At 74.8% G+C, this 16,121-nt stretch carries 10 protein-coding genes and 1 riboswitch; of the genes, 3 read left to right on the forward strand and 7 right to left on the reverse strand.

The features are described 5' to 3' along the window. Positions 1-280: 280 nt before the first annotated feature. Positions 281-2,572 carry an accessory Sec system translocase SecA2 gene (gene secA2 / locus ACTEI_RS21850; RefSeq protein WP_122979348.1) on the reverse strand — a complete coding sequence of 764 codons (2,292 nt, stop codon included), beginning with the start codon at positions 2,570-2,572 and terminating at the stop codon, positions 281-283. 145 nt (positions 2,573-2,717) lie between these two features. Here secA2 and ACTEI_RS21855 point away from each other — a divergent pair, with 145 nt between their 5' ends. Further along, positions 2,718-3,455 carry an ATP-binding protein gene (locus ACTEI_RS21855; protein WP_122979349.1) on the forward strand — a complete coding sequence of 246 codons (738 nt, stop codon included), beginning with the start codon at positions 2,718-2,720 and terminating at the stop codon, positions 3,453-3,455. 132 nt (positions 3,456-3,587) lie between these two features. Here ACTEI_RS21855 and ACTEI_RS37230 read toward each other — a convergent pair whose 3' ends face one another. Continuing rightward, positions 3,588-3,848, reverse strand: a complete 261-nt coding sequence (locus tag ACTEI_RS37230) for a hypothetical protein (RefSeq protein WP_145830881.1) — start codon at positions 3,846-3,848, stop codon at positions 3,588-3,590. Positions 3,849-7,320: 3,472 nt separating this feature from the next. On the opposite strand from ACTEI_RS37230, the gene ACTEI_RS21865 reads away from it, so the two are divergent. After that, a complete protein-coding gene (locus ACTEI_RS21865) occupies positions 7,321-7,842 on the forward strand; it encodes a hypothetical protein (RefSeq protein ID WP_122979351.1) in 522 nt (173 codons plus the stop codon). A gap of 194 nt (positions 7,843-8,036) precedes the next feature. Then, positions 8,037-9,515, forward strand: coding sequence for a glutamate-cysteine ligase family protein (locus ACTEI_RS21870; protein WP_122979352.1), 1,479 nt, complete (start codon positions 8,037-8,039; stop codon positions 9,513-9,515). 2 nt (positions 9,516-9,517) lie between these two features. On the opposite strand, the gene ACTEI_RS21875 is transcribed toward ACTEI_RS21870, so the two are convergent. The 5 genes from ACTEI_RS21875 to ACTEI_RS21895 all read right to left on the reverse strand — a co-directional run bounded on the left by ACTEI_RS21875 (position 9,518) and on the right by ACTEI_RS21895 (position 16,033). Next, entirely contained in the window at positions 9,518-9,895 is a 378-nt protein-coding gene (locus ACTEI_RS21875; protein ID WP_203723783.1) for a cobalamin biosynthesis protein, read from the reverse strand. 103 nt (positions 9,896-9,998) lie between these two features. After that, positions 9,999-11,393, reverse strand: coding sequence for a cobyrinic acid a,c-diamide synthase CobB (locus ACTEI_RS21880; protein WP_122979353.1), 1,395 nt, complete (start codon positions 11,391-11,393; stop codon positions 9,999-10,001). Further along, positions 11,387-11,986 (reverse strand): cob(I)yrinic acid a,c-diamide adenosyltransferase, encoded by a 600-nt coding sequence (gene cobO, locus ACTEI_RS21885; protein ID WP_122979354.1) that lies wholly within the window; start codon positions 11,984-11,986, stop codon positions 11,387-11,389. Before cobO ends, ACTEI_RS21880 begins: the two co-directional genes overlap by 7 nt. A gap of 155 nt (positions 11,987-12,141) precedes the next feature. Beyond that, positions 12,142-14,253, reverse strand: a complete 2,112-nt coding sequence (locus ACTEI_RS21890) for a VWA domain-containing protein (protein WP_122979355.1) — start codon at positions 14,251-14,253, stop codon at positions 12,142-12,144. 56 nt (positions 14,254-14,309) lie between these two features. Beyond that, positions 14,310-14,442, reverse strand: a riboswitch (cobalamin riboswitch). A 307-nt stretch (positions 14,443-14,749) separates the two neighbouring features. After that, entirely contained in the window at positions 14,750-16,033 is a 1,284-nt protein-coding gene (locus tag ACTEI_RS21895; protein ID WP_122979356.1) for a citrate synthase, read from the reverse strand. Positions 16,034-16,121: the final 88 nt, after the last annotated feature.

The following is a 16,121-nucleotide window of genomic DNA, read 5'->3' on the forward strand; positions in this document are numbered from 1 at the left end:
GGGCAGACGCCGCGGCCCGCGCAAGGGGTGAGACAGACGCCAGCAGCGCGCAACGGGTGAGACAGACGCCAGCAGCGCGCAACGGGTGAGACAGACGCCGCGGCCCGCGCAGGGGGAGAGAGACCGCGGCGCACGCAAGGCGCGGGGCGCGACAGGGTGGGGGCCGGGAGGCGCGCCGCGGTCCCGCGCGGCAGTGACGCCGCGCGGGACCGGCACGGGGCTCGGCCGGAAGGCCTGCGGGCGGGACTCCGCAGGCGTACCCGGAAAGGGTGTGCGGTTTTCAGCCGCCGGAGGTGAGGCGGCGGCCGACGGCCGCGATCAACCGGTCCAGCTCGGAGCCGAACGGGTTGTCGTGCACCAGGTACGTCCAGGTCGCGCTCGGCCGGACGATCTCCGCCCGGTCCGGCTCCCACCCGTCGGTCAGGTCGACCTCCTCGAACGTCTCGATGGTGCGCTCCTCCACCCGGGTCAGCAGCTCCTGGAAGGCCGGCACCGCGGACCGGTGGAACTCGTCCAGCGGGTCGAGCTTGCCCAGCGCGCGCAGGTGCACGCCCTCGCGGACCTCGGACAGGTACGCCAGGTGCTCGGCCCACAGCCGGTCCAGGTGGTACAGCGCGATCGACCGGGCCGCGTCGGAGAGCACGTCCTCGTCGGTCTCCTTCGCCTTGTCCGGCGACTTCTCCAGCAGCATGATCGCGGCCACCTCGGAGGTCAGCAGCCGCTCCCGGCGCTCGGCCAGCAGCAGGCGCTGCTGCTCGGTCACCACGCTGTAGCGCCAGGTGTTGCGGTGGATCTCGTGGTTGACGCCCTCGGCGACCCGCTGGGCGTGCTCGACCGCGTAGTCCACCTGCGGGTCGTGCACCACGCCGTCCATGTCCATCCGCGGCGAGGCCGGCAGGATCTCGCCGGCGTGCCGGGTGACCAGCTCGTCCTCCAGGCTGACGAAGAACACCGAGGCGCCCGGGTCGCCCTGCCGGCCGGCCCGGCCACGCAGCTGGTCGTCGACCCGGCGGCTGTCGTGCCGGCCGGCGCCGATCACGTACAGCCCGCCGAGCTCGACCACCTTGTCGCGGTCCTTCTCGTCGCTGCCGCCGAGCCGGATGTCGACACCCCGGCCGGCCATCTGGGTGGAGACGGTGACCGCGCCGACCGCGCCGGCCTCCGCGATGATCGCCGCCTCCTCCGCGTCGTTCTTCGCGTTCAGCACGTGGCACGGCACGCCGGCCGCCTCCAGCTGGGCGGCGAGCCGCTCGGACGCCTTCACGTCCAGGGTGCCGATCAGCACCGGACGACCCTTGTCGTGGGCGATCTTGATCTCCTCGACCAGCGCCTCGTCGCGGGTGTCGTGCGCCGAGTAGATCCGGTCCGGGTCGTCCTCGCGGATGTTCGGCGTGTTCGGCGGCACCACCGCCACCTCGAGTTTGAAGTACTCCCGCAGCTGCTCGCCGACGTGCACCGCGGTCGCCGTCATCCCGCAGACGGTCTTGTAGAGCGCGATGTACGCCTGCACCGTGATGGTGTTCAGCACCTCGCCCTCGGCGGTCGCGGACAGCCCCTCCTTGGCCTCCACGGCCGCCTGCAGGCCGTCCGGCCAGCGGCGGCGCTGGGCCACCCGGCCGCGCATCTCGTCGATCAGCTCGACCCCGCCGTTACGGACGATGTAGTCGACGTCGCGGCGCAGCAGGGCGTGCGCGTGCAGCGCGACGTTCACCGCGGACAGGTGCGCCACCTGGTCGTCGGCGTACAGGTCGACGCCGCCGAGCTGTTCCTCGACGTTCTTCAGGCCGGCCTCGGTGAAGGCGACGCTGCGGCCGTCCTCGGCCACCTCGTAGTCCTTGCCCTTGCGCAGCTTCCGGACGATCTCGGCGGCCTCGTGCACCGGGTCGCTCTCGGTGGTGACCGAACCGGCCAGCACCATCGGCACGCGCGCCTCGTCGATCAGGATCGAGTCGGCCTCGTCGACGATCGCCGTGGCCAGTTCGCGCTGCACCCGGTCGGCGACGTCGGTGACCAGCTGGTCACGCAGGTAGTCGAAACCGGCCTCGGAGACCGACACGTACGTGACGTCGGCCGCGTACGCCTCCCGGCGCTCCGCCGGCGTCATCGACTCGGTCACCCAGCCGACGGTCAGGCCGAGCAGCGTGTAGATCGGCTCCATCCAGGTCGCGTCACGCTTGGCCAGATAGTCGTTGACGGTCAGCACGTGCACCGGGCCGTTGCCCAGGCGGGTGTGGCCGTACGCCGCGATCGTCGCGGTCAGCGTCTTGCCCTCACCGGTGGCCATCTCGGCGACCCGGCCGGAGAGCAGCGCCATCGCGCCGAGCAGCTGGACGTCGTAGGGCCGCTGGCCGATCGCCCGGCGGGCGGCCTCCCGGCCCACCGCGCAGATCTCGGTGAAGTCGGACGCCTCCCGTGCGGCGTCGGTCAGAGCCGCGTCGTCCAGCTCCTTCAGCGCCTCCTCACGGGCCTCGATCGGCTCCAGGCGCCTCGACAGCGGGCCGAGGTCCACGGTAGTGCCGGGACGCTGCAGAAACTTGCGGAAACGGTTCTTCAACCGCTGCGACACACCCATGGCGCGCAACGGTACTGTATTTGGCTGTCCGCCATCTGCCTGACTCCCACGCCGCGGCGCACGAGATTCCCCCCGGGCCGGGGTTTGTCCCCCCGCGACGCCGGGCACCCGCTCCGACGAGCCGCTGCACGCCGGAGGAGGTCCGATGCCCAGCCAGCTCGTCTGCCGGCCGGAACGCGACCTCCCGACAGCCGTGCTCACCGTCAGCGGCACCGTGGACCGGCTCACCGGCGACGCCCTCGGTGCCGCGGTCCGCCGCAGCCTCGCGGCGCAACCGGTGCGACTTCTGCTCGACGTGAGCCGGTTGGCGGTGGCCGACCCGGTCGGCCTCGGCACGTTCGGATCGGTGGTCTCTCAGACCGCCGAGTTCCCGAACGTGCCGATCGTCGTCTGCGGGGCGGATCCGGACACCTCGGCGGCGCTCGCCGCGACCCCGGACTGCGCCGGCGTCGAGATGGCCGACGACTGCGCCTCGGCGCTGGCCGAAGCCGACCGGCAGCCCGAGCCGGACCGGGTCCGGGTCCGGCTGCGCCCGGTCCCGGAAGCCTGCCGTCACGTACGCCAGCTGGTCAGCCAGGCGTGCGACCGCTGGCACCGCTCCGAGTTCACCGCCACGGCCGCGCTGATCGCCACCGAGCTCGTCGCGAACGTGGTCCGGCACGCGCACACCACGATGGAGTTCACCCTCGCCGTACGCGACGGCCGGATCACCATGGCCGTCCGCGACGGCTGCCGCCACATGCCCCGCGCCCTCGCCCCCGGCCGGAGCGACACCGGTGGCCGCGGCCTGCGCCTGGTGCGCGATCTGTCGGCCGCCTGGGGCGTGCTGCCGGTCAGCGACGGCAAGGTGGTCTGGAGCCGGCTGCTCCCGGCGCCTGCCTGAGCCTCCCGGTACGACGACCCGCAGTGACAGAGCGGACGGCCGGATCGGATCATCAGCCGGGAGCCGGGACCTGGGAGCGGCCACCAGGACCGGCACGCCGGTGCCTTGCCGCGGCCCGGCGCGGCCGGCCGGTCACTCGCGGCGGGGCAGGCCGCTCGGGGCATTGGCCGGGTCGTCCGGGCTGGTGGGGGCGTCGGTGGCCGCCGGGCGGGCGGCCGGTCGCGCCGTGCCGCGGCCGGGCAGACCGGACGGCACATCCGACTCGTCGTGCGGGCTTCCGCCCGGCTGCTCGGAAGCGGCGGCCGGCTCCTGCTCTCGGCGGTTCCGGGGCTGGAGGCCGGGTCGGGCCTGACCCATGTCCGGCGCCTGCAGACCCGGCCGCGCCTGACCCATGTCCGGAGCCTGCAACCCAGGACGCGCCTGACCCATATCGGGAGCCTGCAAACCCGGGCGACCTCGACCGATATCGGACGACTGCCGCGTCTGACCCAGATCCGGGGCTCGCAACCCAGGGCGCCCCTGACCCATGTCCGGAGCCTGCAACCCAGGACGCGCCTGACCCATGTCCGCAGCCTGCAACCCAGGACGCGCCTGACCCATGTCCGGAGCCTGTAATCCGGGCCGCATCCGACCGGGATCAACGCCCTGCAGCGGAGCCCTCGCCGCCGGGGGCTGGCCGGCCGCGGCCTGCGGCCCGGCGCCGACGATCACGGCGGCGGACGGCAGGAAGTCATCATCGGTGGGCTGCGGCGCCGGTCGAGCCGCAGCCTGCCCGGCAGGCTGGACCGGCGGCGCCGTGGGTTGATCCACAGCGCCGGCCATCGGGTCGGCAACGGACTGGCGTGCCGGGGCGGGACCCGGTTGGCCGCCAGGCGCAAGACCGGACTGACCGGCCGATGTGACATCCGGCTGAGCAGCAGGCGCAAAACCCGGTTGAGAACCCGCCGTGCCACCCGGCTGACCTGGCCCGGCCGCCGGCTGCCCGGGCGACGCAACCGCCGGCCGGGCAGCCGGTGGGATCATCGTCGCCGGGCCGCTGGCCGGCGACGGCGTGGCCGGGCGGGGCGACCGGGTGAACCGCGGCGCGTCCAGCGGGCTGTTCTGCTGGCTGTAGGTGGGTGCCGGCGGCACGGCCGGCTGCGGCACGGGCCCGGCGGTCGACGGCCAGGGCGGCGGCGTTCCCTCACCGGAGGCGGTGGGCCCGGTTCCGATCAGAGGTACGCCGGGAGCCGCCATCGGACCGCCGGGAGCGGGCCAGGCCTGGTTCGTCGCAGCGGCGGACGGTTCGGGAGCGCCCCACCGCGGCGCGCCCGCCACGGGCGATTCAGCCTGCCGGCCACCCGCCTGGTCCCCGGCAGGCGGCCAGGGTCGCAGTCCGCTTCCGGTCTCGTCGTCGGCGGCGGGCCGATCCCGCGAACCGCTGCCGGACTCACTGCCGGCGGCCGGCGCGTTCGGGAGCCAGGCCCGAAGTTCACTGGCCGCATCGTTCTCCGGCACTCGCCCGGCTGGTGGCTGAAGCCGCACACCGGCACCGGCCTCGCTCTCCGCGGCCGGGCCGGCGGGCGGCCAGGCCCGCAAACCACTACCGGCCTCGCCCTCCGCGGCCGGGCCGGCGGGCGGCCAGGCCCGCAAACCACTACCGGCCTCGCCCTCCGCGGCCGGGCCGGCGGGCGGCCAGGCCCGCATACCATCACCCGCCTCGCCCTCCGCTGGAGGCGGGATCCGCAGACCCCCGGACTCGCCCTCCGCCGGGGGCCAGGGCCGCAGACCACCGGACTCCCCCTCCGCAGCACCTCCCGCCGGGGGCCACGGCCGCAGACCGCTAGCGGCGGCAGGGTCGGCCGACCGCCACGCCTGTGCTCCGCTCTCCGTGCCGCCGATCGCGCCACCGGGTACCGGACTACCGGGACCGGGCCGCTCCGAACCCGCGGCCGCCCCGGCCGTTGCGCCGGACGGCCCGGACATCCCCGGCGCCGGACCGGCGAAGCCGACCTGCGTCCCGGACGCGCCCGGCACCGGACCGGACACCCCCGGAGCGGTTCCGGTCGCGCCGGAGACGCCCGCCACGCCTGAGGCGGTACCGGGCGCGGTCGGACCGAATCGGGGCCCGCCGGACACCCCCTCCAGGTTCGGAGCAGCACCAGCCGCACCCGGAGCGGATCCGGTCCCGCCCGAGGGCGGTGCGGCGGCGAACCCCGGGCCGGACACTCCGGGCATCGATGCGGCCGCCGTGGAGGCGGATTCGCCGTCCGCCGGGGGCCAGCGCCGCAGGCCGCTACCGGGCAGGCCGCTACCGGGCTGCGGCTCGCCGGCGGCCGGTCGGTCAGGCACCGGCGACGCCTCGGCCGTGGGCGCCGGTGAGGACGGGGCCGCATGCGCTCCGCCGCGTCGCTTGCGGGGCACCGGCGCGCCACCGGTCTCCGGCTCACCCGCCGGCGGCCAGGGCCGCAGGGGCGAAGCGCCCGGGGATGAGACACGCGCAGATTGGGCATCCCAGGATTCGGCACCCGTGAGTCCGGCACCCAGGGATGAGACACCCGCGGATCCGGCATCCCAGGATGCGACGCCCCCGGATGCGATGTCCGGGGACGCGACATCCGGGGACGCGACGTCGTTCCGGCCGCTCGGCGCGGCCGGCATCCTGTCCTGGTCGGTTCCCGCGCCGGCCGCCGAGGGGGGGAAGCCCGGGCCGGTGTTCGCGGCCGGGCCGCGGGATCCGGCGGCGGGGCCGGCGTTGCTACCGGGCCGCCCGACCACATCGCCGGACCGGCCGCCGGGGGCGGCGTTGAGGCGGGGCAGCAGCCCGCTGAGCCGTGACTCGGTCCACGACTCCCCCACCGCGGATTCGGTTCCCGGGGCGGTCGGGGAGCTCCATGCCCCGGTCGGCTCGGTGGCCCAGCCGGGGCGCTCGGCGGAGAGCGGCCCGGCGAAGGGGTCGGCATACCCGGGGTCCGCCGGCCCGGGGAAGGATCCGGTCGAGGACGGGCCGCCAGCCCCGGGACCGGCCGCAGGAGGGACCGCGGCGGTCGGCCCCGCAGGAGGGACCGCGGCAGTCGGCCCCGCAGGAGGAGCCGCGGCGATCGGCCCGGAGACGCCGGGCAGCGGCTGGCCGCCGGAGGACGGCGCGGCCGGCGGTTCCGCGACACCGGGAAGCTGAGCGCTCGCGGGCGACGGCGCGGCGCGGGAGACGCCGGGCAGTGGACCGGTGAGCGGGTCCGGCAGCGGCAGGCCGGATCCGCCGGGACCCTCGGGGCCGGCCCCGGGCGGGCCGGCTGCGGTCGTACCTCCGGCGAGCGGCCCGGGAGCGCGCGGCGCCGGACCGGGGCCGCCGCCGGGACCACCGGGGGTCTGCTCCGGTGGCGGGAACGGGCGGTGGGCGGGCGGTCCCGGCGGCGCGGCGAACGCCACCCGGGTCGCCGCGATCAGGCCGGACGCCTCGGCCAGGCCGGCGGCCGCGAGCACCTCGGCCGCGGCCTGCCCGGAGCGGCAGGGCAGCGGCTCGCCGCAGACCGGGCACCGGGTGCGGCCTTCCCGGGGGCCTTCGCCGCCGGCGTGCGCCGCGAGCATCTCGCGCGCGGTGCGTGCCAGGACGCTCTCCGGATTGACGTAGTTCGTCGGTGCCACTGCTCTCCGCCCCCGTCCGCGAGGAGATTTCGCGTGACTCGCCGTCCAGTTCACCCCGGCGGGTACCCCGATCGTGCGGGTTTCCGCAGATCGGCGGGTTGGTGACGGGAATTGCCCGGTATCGGGCGCGGGCACGGTCACCGGTTGGTAAGGAGAAGAAGATCAGGATTTCACGATTCACTCACGGTGCGCGGCCGAGCCCACTCCGTAACATTGAGGAACTTCCAGGAGGTGACCCCCCATGGACGACACCGAGCTGCACCGCGAGCAGATCCTCCGGCACGTCAGTCCCATCATCACCGGCCGGTTCGTCGGTTACCAGGCCTCGTACACCAGGGAGGTACGGGTCGGGCGGCCACTGGCGATCTTCGTGTTCCTGTCCGCCGGGATCGCCCAGCTGGTGGCGTCGCTGCTGCGGATGAAACCGGCCCGGCGCAGCCTGAAGGATCTGCGCAAGGGCCCGGAGTTCCTGGTCACCCCGGTACGGCTGCGCGACGATCTCGGGCAGACCTACGAGGTGGAGATGCACGGCCAGCTGCCGCAGTCCGCGCTGCACCGCGGCGACCTGGTGCAGGTGCGCACCGAGCCGCAGAAGGACCGCACCCTGCCGGTGAAGCTGATGCAGCTGGTGAACCTGACGACCATGCAGCCCCTCACCCCCCGCATTCCGACCCGCTGGTCGCACCTGGGCCCGGCGATCCTGCTGCAGGCGGCCGCCGGTCTGGTCGTCACCGGTGTGGTGCTGGCCGCCCTGTTGCACTGAGCCGGGGCGTAGAGATCGCGAGGAGCGGGTACCCGGGCGTCCATGTTCGACGCACGGTTAACCACCACCCGCCAATGCTGCCCCGCCGAGATGAGTTCAGGCATAGACAGCGGTAATCATGAGTCCGGGGGGACCGCTGCGACGACGCCCGTTCTCCTCCGTCGCTGACGGCTTGCTTGCGAAGGTGGTGCCTGGTGGGCGAGAAAGTCGAACAGACCGAGTTTTCCCGGGACGACCGGACCCGGTACCGGCAGAAGATCCGCCGCAGCCTCGACGTGTTCGCGACGATGCTGCGCGAGTCCCGGTTCGAGTTCGAGCGGCCCCTGACCGGGATGGAGATCGAGCTCAACCTGATCGACGGCCGGGCCGACCCGGCGATGCTCAACGCCGAGGCGCTCGGGGCCATCGCCGATCCGGACTTCCAGACCGAGCTCGGGCAGTTCAACATCGAGGTGAACCTGCCGCCCCGGCGGCTGGCCGGCGACGACATCGCCGACCTGGAGAAGGGCCTGCGGGCCAGCCTCAACCACGCCGAGGGCAAGGCCCGTACGGTCGGCGCGCACCTGGTCGCCGTGGGCATCCTGCCGACCCTGCGGCGTGAGCACCTGACCGGCGACAACATCTCGGCGAACCCGCGGTACCAGCTGCTCAACGAGCAGATCTTCGCGGCCCGCGGCGAGGACCTGGACATCCGCATCGACGGGGTGGACCGGCTGGCGGTCACCACCGACACCATCGTGCCCGAGGCGGCGTGCACCAGCACCCAGTTCCACCTGCAGGTCAGCCCGGCGCAGTTCGCGGCGTACTGGAACGCCTCGCAGGTGATCGCCGGGATCCAGGTGGCGCTGGGCGCGAACTCGCCGCTGCTGTTCGGCCGGGAGCTGTGGCGGGAGACCCGGATCCCGCTGTTCGAGCAGGCCACCGACACCCGCTCGGAGGAGATCCGGGCCCAGGGCGTACGGCCCAGGGTGTGGTTCGGCGAACGCTGGATCACCAGCGTGTTCGACCTGTTCGAGGAGAACGTCCGGTACTTCCCGGCGCTGCTGCCGATCTGCGACGAGGACGATCCCGCGGACACCCTGGAGCGCGGCGACATCCCGGAACTGAGCGAGCTGCGCCTGCACAACGGCACGGTGTACCGCTGGAACCGGCCGATCTACGCGGTGGTCAACGGCCGCCCGCACCTGCGGGTGGAGAACCGGGTGCTGCCGGCCGGCCCGACGGTCGCCGACACCATCGCGAACGCGGCGTTCTACTACGGCCTGGCGCGCCACCTCGCGGAGGCCGACCGGCCGGTCTGGACCCAGCTGAGTTTCCGCGCCGCCGAGGAGAACTTCCACACCTGCGCCCGGCACGGCATCGACGCCAGCGTGTTCTGGCCGGGGGTCGGGACGGTGCCGGTGACCGAGCTGGTGCTGCGCCGGCTGCTGCCACAGGCGGCGGACGGCCTGGACCGGTGGGGGGTCTCACCGGGACAGCGCGACCGGCTGCTGGGCATCGTCGAGCAGCGCTGCCTGCGGCAGCGCAACGGCGCGTCGTGGCAGGTGGAGACGCTGCACCTGCTGGAACGGCAGGGGATGGACCGGCAGCGGGCGCTGCACGAGATGCTGCGGCGGTATCTGCCGCTGATGCACGAGAACATCCCGGTGCACGAGTGGCCGGTGACCGACTGACGTCACCCCGGAGCGGTGCCGGCCAGGGCCACGGTGACCCGGCCGAGGATCCGCTTCGGCAGGATCAGCCGGGCGGCCGGCCCCGCGGCCAGCAGAGCGGCGGCCTCGGCGACGCTCGGGGTGCCGGTCGCCGCGGCCACCACGGCGCTGCGGCCGGGCACGGGCTGCCCGGCGAGCCGCGCCGCGGGGAAAGCGACCAGCCGGCGGCCGGTGTGCCGGGCGTACGACCGCAGGCCGGGCTCGGCGGCCCGCCGGTCCAGGGTGGCCAGCACGGTGACGGCGGCCGGGTCGACGCCGGCCTCGGCCAGGGCGGCGGTGACCGCGGCCGCCAGCTCGGCCGCCGCGGTCCCGGGCCGCGCGCCCACCCCGGCGACGATCACGCCGCCACCCGGCCGACCGTGGCCGCGCGCCACGCCCCCGCCCGGCGGATCACCGGCGCCACCCGGCCGACCGTGGCCGCGCGCCACGCCCCCGCCCGGCGGATCACCGTGCCGCCGGGCCGGCCGCCGGTCCCGGTGATGGCTGCGCGGCCGCCGTGCGGACCAGGCGCTCGGCCAGCCCCCGGTGCCCGGCCCAGTGCAGATGCAGGTACGACGCGTGCACCCCCGGCGAGGCGAAACCCTCCGGGTCCGCGCCCCGCCACGCCCAGGCCGCCCCGGAAGCCGGCGACAGCAGCAGCCCGGATCGCGGATGCACCGCCGTGCGGTGGAACTCGTGGCCGGTGACCCGGGTGCCGGCCGCCGCCAGCGGGCTGTCCGCCAGCGCGACCGCGTCCCGGTAGCCGAGGGTCAGCGACGGGGTCATCGCGGCGTCCGCGTCCAGCACCCCGCACATCGGGGCGCCGTCCAGGGTGCGGCACAGCCAGAGCAGACCGGCGCACTCGGCGGCGATCGGCCGGCCGGTCGCGGCCAGGTCCCGCACCGACCTGCGCAGCGGCTCGTTCGCGGACAGCTCGGCGGCGTACACCTCGGGGAAGCCGCCGCCGACCACCAGCGCGCGGGTGCCCTCCGGCAGGGCCGGATCGCGCAGCGGGTCCACGATCACCACCTCGGCGCCGGCGCCGGCCAGCAGCTCGGCGGTTTCGGCGTACGCGAAGGAGAACGCCGGGCCACCGGCGAGCGCGACCATCGGGCGGCCCGGCACCGGGTCCGGCGCGGCCGGGGTCCACGGCGTCGCCGGCAGCGGCGGCGCGGAACGGGCCACCGCGGCGACCGCGTCCAGGTCGACCGCCTCGGCGATCAGCGTGGCCAGCGCGTCCACCGAGGCGAGCGCCTCGGCGCGGCGCTCCGCGGCCGGGACCAGGCCGAGGTGCCGGGACGGGGCGGCGACCGCGTCGGCGCGGCGCAGCGCGCCCAGCACCGGCGTGCCGACCTCCTCGCAGGCGTCGCGCAGGATCTGCTCGTGGCGTTGCGAGCCGACCCGGTTGAGGATCACCCCGGCCAGCCGGACGGTTCCGAAGCTGCGGAAACCGTGCACCAGCGCGGCGACCGAGCGGCCCTGCGCGGCGGCGTCCACGACCAGGATCACCGGCGCCTGCAGGAGACCGGCGACCTGCGCGGTGGAGCCGGTCTCGCCGGCCCCGGTACGCCCGTCGTAGAGGCCCATCACGCCCTCCACGACGGCCAGCTCGGCGCCCCGCGCGCCGTGCGCGAACAGCGGGCCGATCAGGTCCTCGCCGACCATGACCGGGTCCAGGTTGCGGCCCGGGCGGCCGGCGGCCAGGGCGTGGTATCCGGGGTCGATGTAGTCCGGCCCGACCTTGAACGGCGCCACCGGCACGCCGCGCCGGGCGAACGCCGCGAGCAGGCCGGTGGCCACCGTGGTCTTGCCGTGCCCGGAGGCCGGCGCGGCGATCACGACGCGGGGGATGCTCACCATTCGATGCCCTGCTGGCCCTTACGGCCGGCGTCCATCGGGTGCTTGACCTTGGTCATCTCGGTGACCAGGTCGGCGGCGCCGATCAGGTCCGGGTGCGCGTCCCGCCCGGTGATCACCACGTGCTGCACGCCGGGCCGGTTCGCCAGGGTCTCGATCACGTCGGCGACGTCCACCCAGCCCCACTTCATCGGGTAGGTGAACTCGTCGAGCACGTAGAACTTGTAGGTCTCGGCGGCCAGGTCGCGCTTGATCTGCGCCCATCCCTCGGCGGCCTCGGCGGCGTGGTCGCGCTCGTCGCCCGGGCGCTGGATCCAGGACCAGCCCTCACCCATCTTGTGCCAGGCCACCCGGGTCGGCCCGGCCTCGCCCAGCGTCTTGAGCGCGGTCTCCTCGCCGACCTTCCACTTCTGTGACTTGACGAACTGGAACACCCCGATCGGCCAGCCCGCGCTCCACGCCCGCAGCGCCATCCCGAACGCGGCGGTCGACTTGCCCTTGCCCGGCCCGGTGTGCACGGCGAAGACCGCCTGGCGCCGGCGCTGCCGCGTGGTCAGCCCGTCGTCGGGCACGGTGGTCACTCTTCCCTGCGGCATGGAAAACCCTTTCCGGTACGCGGGCCGGCCGTCCCGCGCCCACGTCGTGTCGGTCGCCGGGCGCGGCCCGCCCGGCGTGCTGCGATGTCACGGTCCGCGGCCGTGCGGACCGGCGGCGGAACGTCGGGCCCGCCGGCGCTGCGGGCGCCCGGCGCTCAGGCGGCTCGGCGGTAGGCGCGGTCCCCGGCCGGCGCGGTGGCCGGCCGGGTCCCGGCGGCGGCCTCCAGCCGCTCCAGCGGCATGACGTCGGCGCCGAGCGCGGCGGCCAGCCGGCCGGCCAGGCCCAGCCGGATCGGGCCGGACTCGCAGTCGACGACGACCGTGGCCACGCCGGCCAGCGCCGGGGCGGCCAGCAGCGGGTCCGGGCCGCTGGTCGCGCGTCCGTCGGTGACCAGCACCAGCAGCGGGCGGCGGCGCGGGTCGCGGCGGCGTTCGGTGGCGATGGTGCGGGCGGCGGCGCGCAGGCCGGCGGCGAGCGGGGTACGGCCGCCGGTGCGCAGGGCGGCCAGGCGCATGACGCCGACCTCATGGCTGGAGGTCGGGGGCAGCACGACGTCCGCGTCGGTCCCCCGGAACGTGATCATGCCGATCCGGTCCCGGCGCTGGTAGGCGTCGCGCAGCAGGGACAGCACGGCGGTCTTGACCAGGGTCATCCGGCGGCGCGCGGCCATCGAGCCGGAGGCGTCCACCACGAACAGCACCAGGTTCGCCTCGCGCCCGACGTGGATGGCCTCGCGCAGGTCGCGCGGCTGCACGGTCATCGCCCGAGCGCCGGCCGGCGACGGCTGCAGGGCGCCGCGGTGCAGGGCGGCGCGCAGCGTGGCGGGCAGGTGCGGGGCCCCGGCCAGCTTGCCGACCGGCTTGCGGGAGCCGATCACCCGGCCCCGGCGGGCGTACGCCGGGGACCGCTTGCCGGTGTGGCCGCCGTCGCCGCGGGCGGCGATCCGCAGCGTGCGCGGGCGGAACGCGGCGCCGGCCGCGGCCGGGGGCGTGGCCGGCTGTTGCGGCGGCGCCGGCGTCTCGCCGCCCGGCCGCGGTGCATCGCCGCCCGGCCGCGCGGCGCCGGTGCCCGGTGGCGTGTCGCCGTCCGGCAGTCCGCCCCCGCCACCCGGGCCGCCCGCCGGGCCGGGTCCGCCGTCCGGGCCGCCGACGGGGCCGCCCGGGCCGCCCTCGGGCCCGTCCGGGTCGTCGTCGGGGTCCGGGCCGCCGGGGTCCGGCGACTCCGGCCGGCGTGCGGCCTCCTCGGCGGCTTCCCGTTCGGCCTCCGCCAGGGCCTGCTCCAGCTTCTCCTCGTCGGTGCCGGGCGGGTCGAGCGGGTCGGTACGGCGGCGGTGCGGCAGCGCCAGGCGGGCCGCGTCGCGTACGTCCTCGGCGGTCACCCGGTCCCGGCCGTGCCAGGCGGCCAGCGCGACCGCGCAGCGCGCCACCACGATGTCGGCGCGCATGCCGTCGACCCCGTACGCCAGGCAGACCCGGGCGATCCGGTCCAGCTCCGCGTCGGGCAGCACGACCGTGGGCAGCACCGCGCGGGCGGCCGCGATCCGGGCGGCGTACTCCCGCTCGTCGGCGGCGAAGCGCGCGGCGAATCCGGCCGGATCCGCCTCGTACGCCAGGCGCCGGCGCACCACCTCGGCGCGCTGCCCCGCGTCGCGCGGCGCGGCCACCGTCACCACCAGGCCGAACCGGTCGACCAGCTGCGGGCGCGGCTCGCCCTCCTCCGGGTTCATCGTCCCGACCAGCAGGAACCGGGCGGCGTGCTTGATCGAGACGCCGTCGCGCTCGACGTGCGCGCGGCCCATCGCGGCGGCGTCCAGCAGCAGGTCGACGAGGTGGTCGGGGAGCAGGTTCACCTCGTCGACGTAGAGCACCCCGCGGTGCGCGGCGGCGAGCAGGCCGGGCTCGTAGGCCTTGACGCCCTCGGCGAGGGCGCGCTGGATGTCCAGGGTGCCGACCACCCGGTCCTCGGTCGCGCCGACCGGCAGCTCGACCAGGGTGGCCGGGCGGTGCGTGGCCGGGGTGTCCGGGGCGTGCGGCCCGTCCGGGCAGTCCGGGTCGGGCGCCGCCGGGTCGCAGGCGAACCGGCAGCCACGGACCACGGTGACCGGGGGCAGCAGGGCGGCCAGGGCGCGCACCACGGTGCTCTTGGCGGTGCCCTTCTCGCCGCGCACCAGGACCCCGCCGACCGCCGGTGACACCGAGGTCAGCAGCAGGGCGAGGCGCAGGTCGTCGAGGCCGACCACGGCCGAGAACGGGTACGGAGTCGTCACAGGTTTCCCTCCCGGCGGGTGTCCACGCCCGCACGTCGGTCGTCACGAGCGGCCGGAGTCTCCTGACTCCCGGATCGCCGTTCCCCGCTCGCCTTCCGGCCCGCCGGTCGGGCCGTGGCGTGCTGACGCGTCAGCGGGTCGCTCCCCGGTCACAGTGGCGGGACCGTCCCGGATTCGCACCGGGTTCCTCCGCTACCGCTCGACGGTCACTCTTTCCTACCGCCCGGCCACCCGTCAAACCCCACCGGCGGTGACGATGATCGCCCGGACGAGCGCGCGACGGCGTGCCGCTCCGCGGCGGGCGCCGCCACCATTCCCGCTCCGGCGGACAACCGTCAGGGCCTGTCGAGTACCGAAAAACGCCCCACCGCGGCGCTGGTGGGGCGTGCTTCGGAGTGGTGCGCTCGGCGCCGGCCTCGCCGGGGTCGGCGCCGATGTGCCGATGTCCGGCGTGGGCTGCGCCTCGCGCGCCCGCGCCGGTCGTGGGGTGGAACCTTCAGCGCTGGCCGAGGGGGACGAAGTCGCGCACCGGCGAGCCGGTGTAGATCTGCCGCGGGCGGCCGATCTTGTTGGCCGGGTCGTGCATCATCTCCCGCCACTGGGCGATCCAGCCGGGCAGGCGGCCCAGCGCGAACAGCACCGTGAACATCTTCGTCGGGAAGCCCATGGCCTTGTAGATCAGGCCGGTGTAGAAGTCGACGTTCGGGTACAGCTTGCGGGAGACGAAGTAGTCGTCGTTGAGCGCGATCTCCTCGAGCTGGAAGGCGATCTCCAGCAGCGGGTCCGGCTTGTCCAGCGTCGAGAGCATCTGCTGGGCGGCCTTCTTGACGATCGCGGCCCGCGGGTCGTAGTTCTTGTAGACCCGGTGGCCGAAGCCCATGAGCTTGACGCCCTTTTCCTTGTTCTTCACCCGGGTGACGAACGAGTTGACGTCGCCGCCGTCCTTGCGGATCTGCTCCAGCATCTCCAGCACGGCCGCGTTGGCGCCGCCGTGCAGCGGGCCGGAGAGCGCGTTGATGCCGGCCGAGATCGACGCGAACAGGTTCGCCTGCGCGGAGCCGACCAGCCGGACGGTCGAGGTGGAGCAGTTCTGCTCGTGGTCGGCATGCAGGATGAAGAGCATGTCGAGGATCTTCGCGACCTTCGGGTCGGCGTCGTAGGCGACGGTCGGCAGGCCGAAGGTCAGACGCAGGAAGTTCTCGACGTAGTCCAGCGAGTTGTCCGGGTACGGCAGCGGGTGGCCGATGGACTTCTTGTAGGCGTAAGCGGCGATCGTCGGAAGTTTCGCCATCAGGCGGATCGCCGAGATGTCGACCTGCTCGTCGTCCAGCGGGTCGAGCGCGTCCTGGTAGAAGGTGGACAGCGCGGTGACCGCCGAGGAGAGCACCGCCATCGGGTGCGCGTCGCGCGGGAAGCCGGAGAAGAAGGTCCGCATCTCCTCCTGCAGCAGCGTGTGGACCCGGATGCGGTCGCCGAACTCGCGCAGCTGGGCCTCGGTCGGCAATTCGCCGTTCATCAGGAGGTAGGACACCTCCAGGAACGTCGACTTCTCGGCCAGCTGCTCGATCGGGTAGCCCCGGTAGCGCAGAATGCCGGCGTCACCATCGATATAGGTGATCGCCGACGTGGTCGACGCGGTGTTGACGAACCCCTGGTCCAGGGTGACGTAGCCGGTCTCCTTCAGCAGAGCACTGACGTCGATGCCGCCCGGCCCGTCGACGGCCTCGCGTACCGACATCGACAATTGGCCACCGGGGTGGTCGAGCTTGACATCCGTCATGTATTTCCCTCACTTCACCGGCAGATGTCCCAAAGATTTTGCCGTTCACCGTAAACCCTCAACCTGAATGGGTCATCAGGTGGCCACG

Source organism: Actinoplanes teichomyceticus ATCC 31121 (genome assembly GCF_003711105.1).
Taxonomy (GTDB): domain Bacteria; phylum Actinomycetota; class Actinomycetes; order Mycobacteriales; family Micromonosporaceae; genus Actinoplanes; species Actinoplanes teichomyceticus.

Excerpts from the sequence above, each read along its gene's own strand:
- secA2 (WP_122979348.1), bottom strand. The coding sequence starts at position 2,572 with ATGGGTGTGTCGCAGCGGTTGAAGAACCGTTTCCGCAAGTTTCTGCAG.
- ACTEI_RS21855 (WP_122979349.1), top strand. The coding sequence starts at position 2,718 with ATGCCCAGCCAGCTCGTCTGCCGGCCGGAACGCGACCTCCCGACAGCC.
- ACTEI_RS37230 (WP_145830881.1), bottom strand. The coding sequence starts at position 3,848 with ATGGGTCAGGCGCGGCCGGGTCTGCAGGCGCCGGACATGGGTCAGGCC.
- ACTEI_RS21865 (WP_122979351.1), top strand. The coding sequence starts at position 7,321 with ATGGACGACACCGAGCTGCACCGCGAGCAGATCCTCCGGCACGTCAGT.
- ACTEI_RS21880 (WP_122979353.1), bottom strand. The coding sequence starts at position 11,393 with ATGGTGAGCATCCCCCGCGTCGTGATCGCCGCGCCGGCCTCCGGGCAC.
- cobO (WP_122979354.1), bottom strand. The coding sequence starts at position 11,986 with ATGCCGCAGGGAAGAGTGACCACCGTGCCCGACGACGGGCTGACCACG.
- ACTEI_RS21895 (WP_122979356.1), bottom strand. The coding sequence starts at position 16,033 with ATGACGGATGTCAAGCTCGACCACCCCGGTGGCCAATTGTCGATGTCG.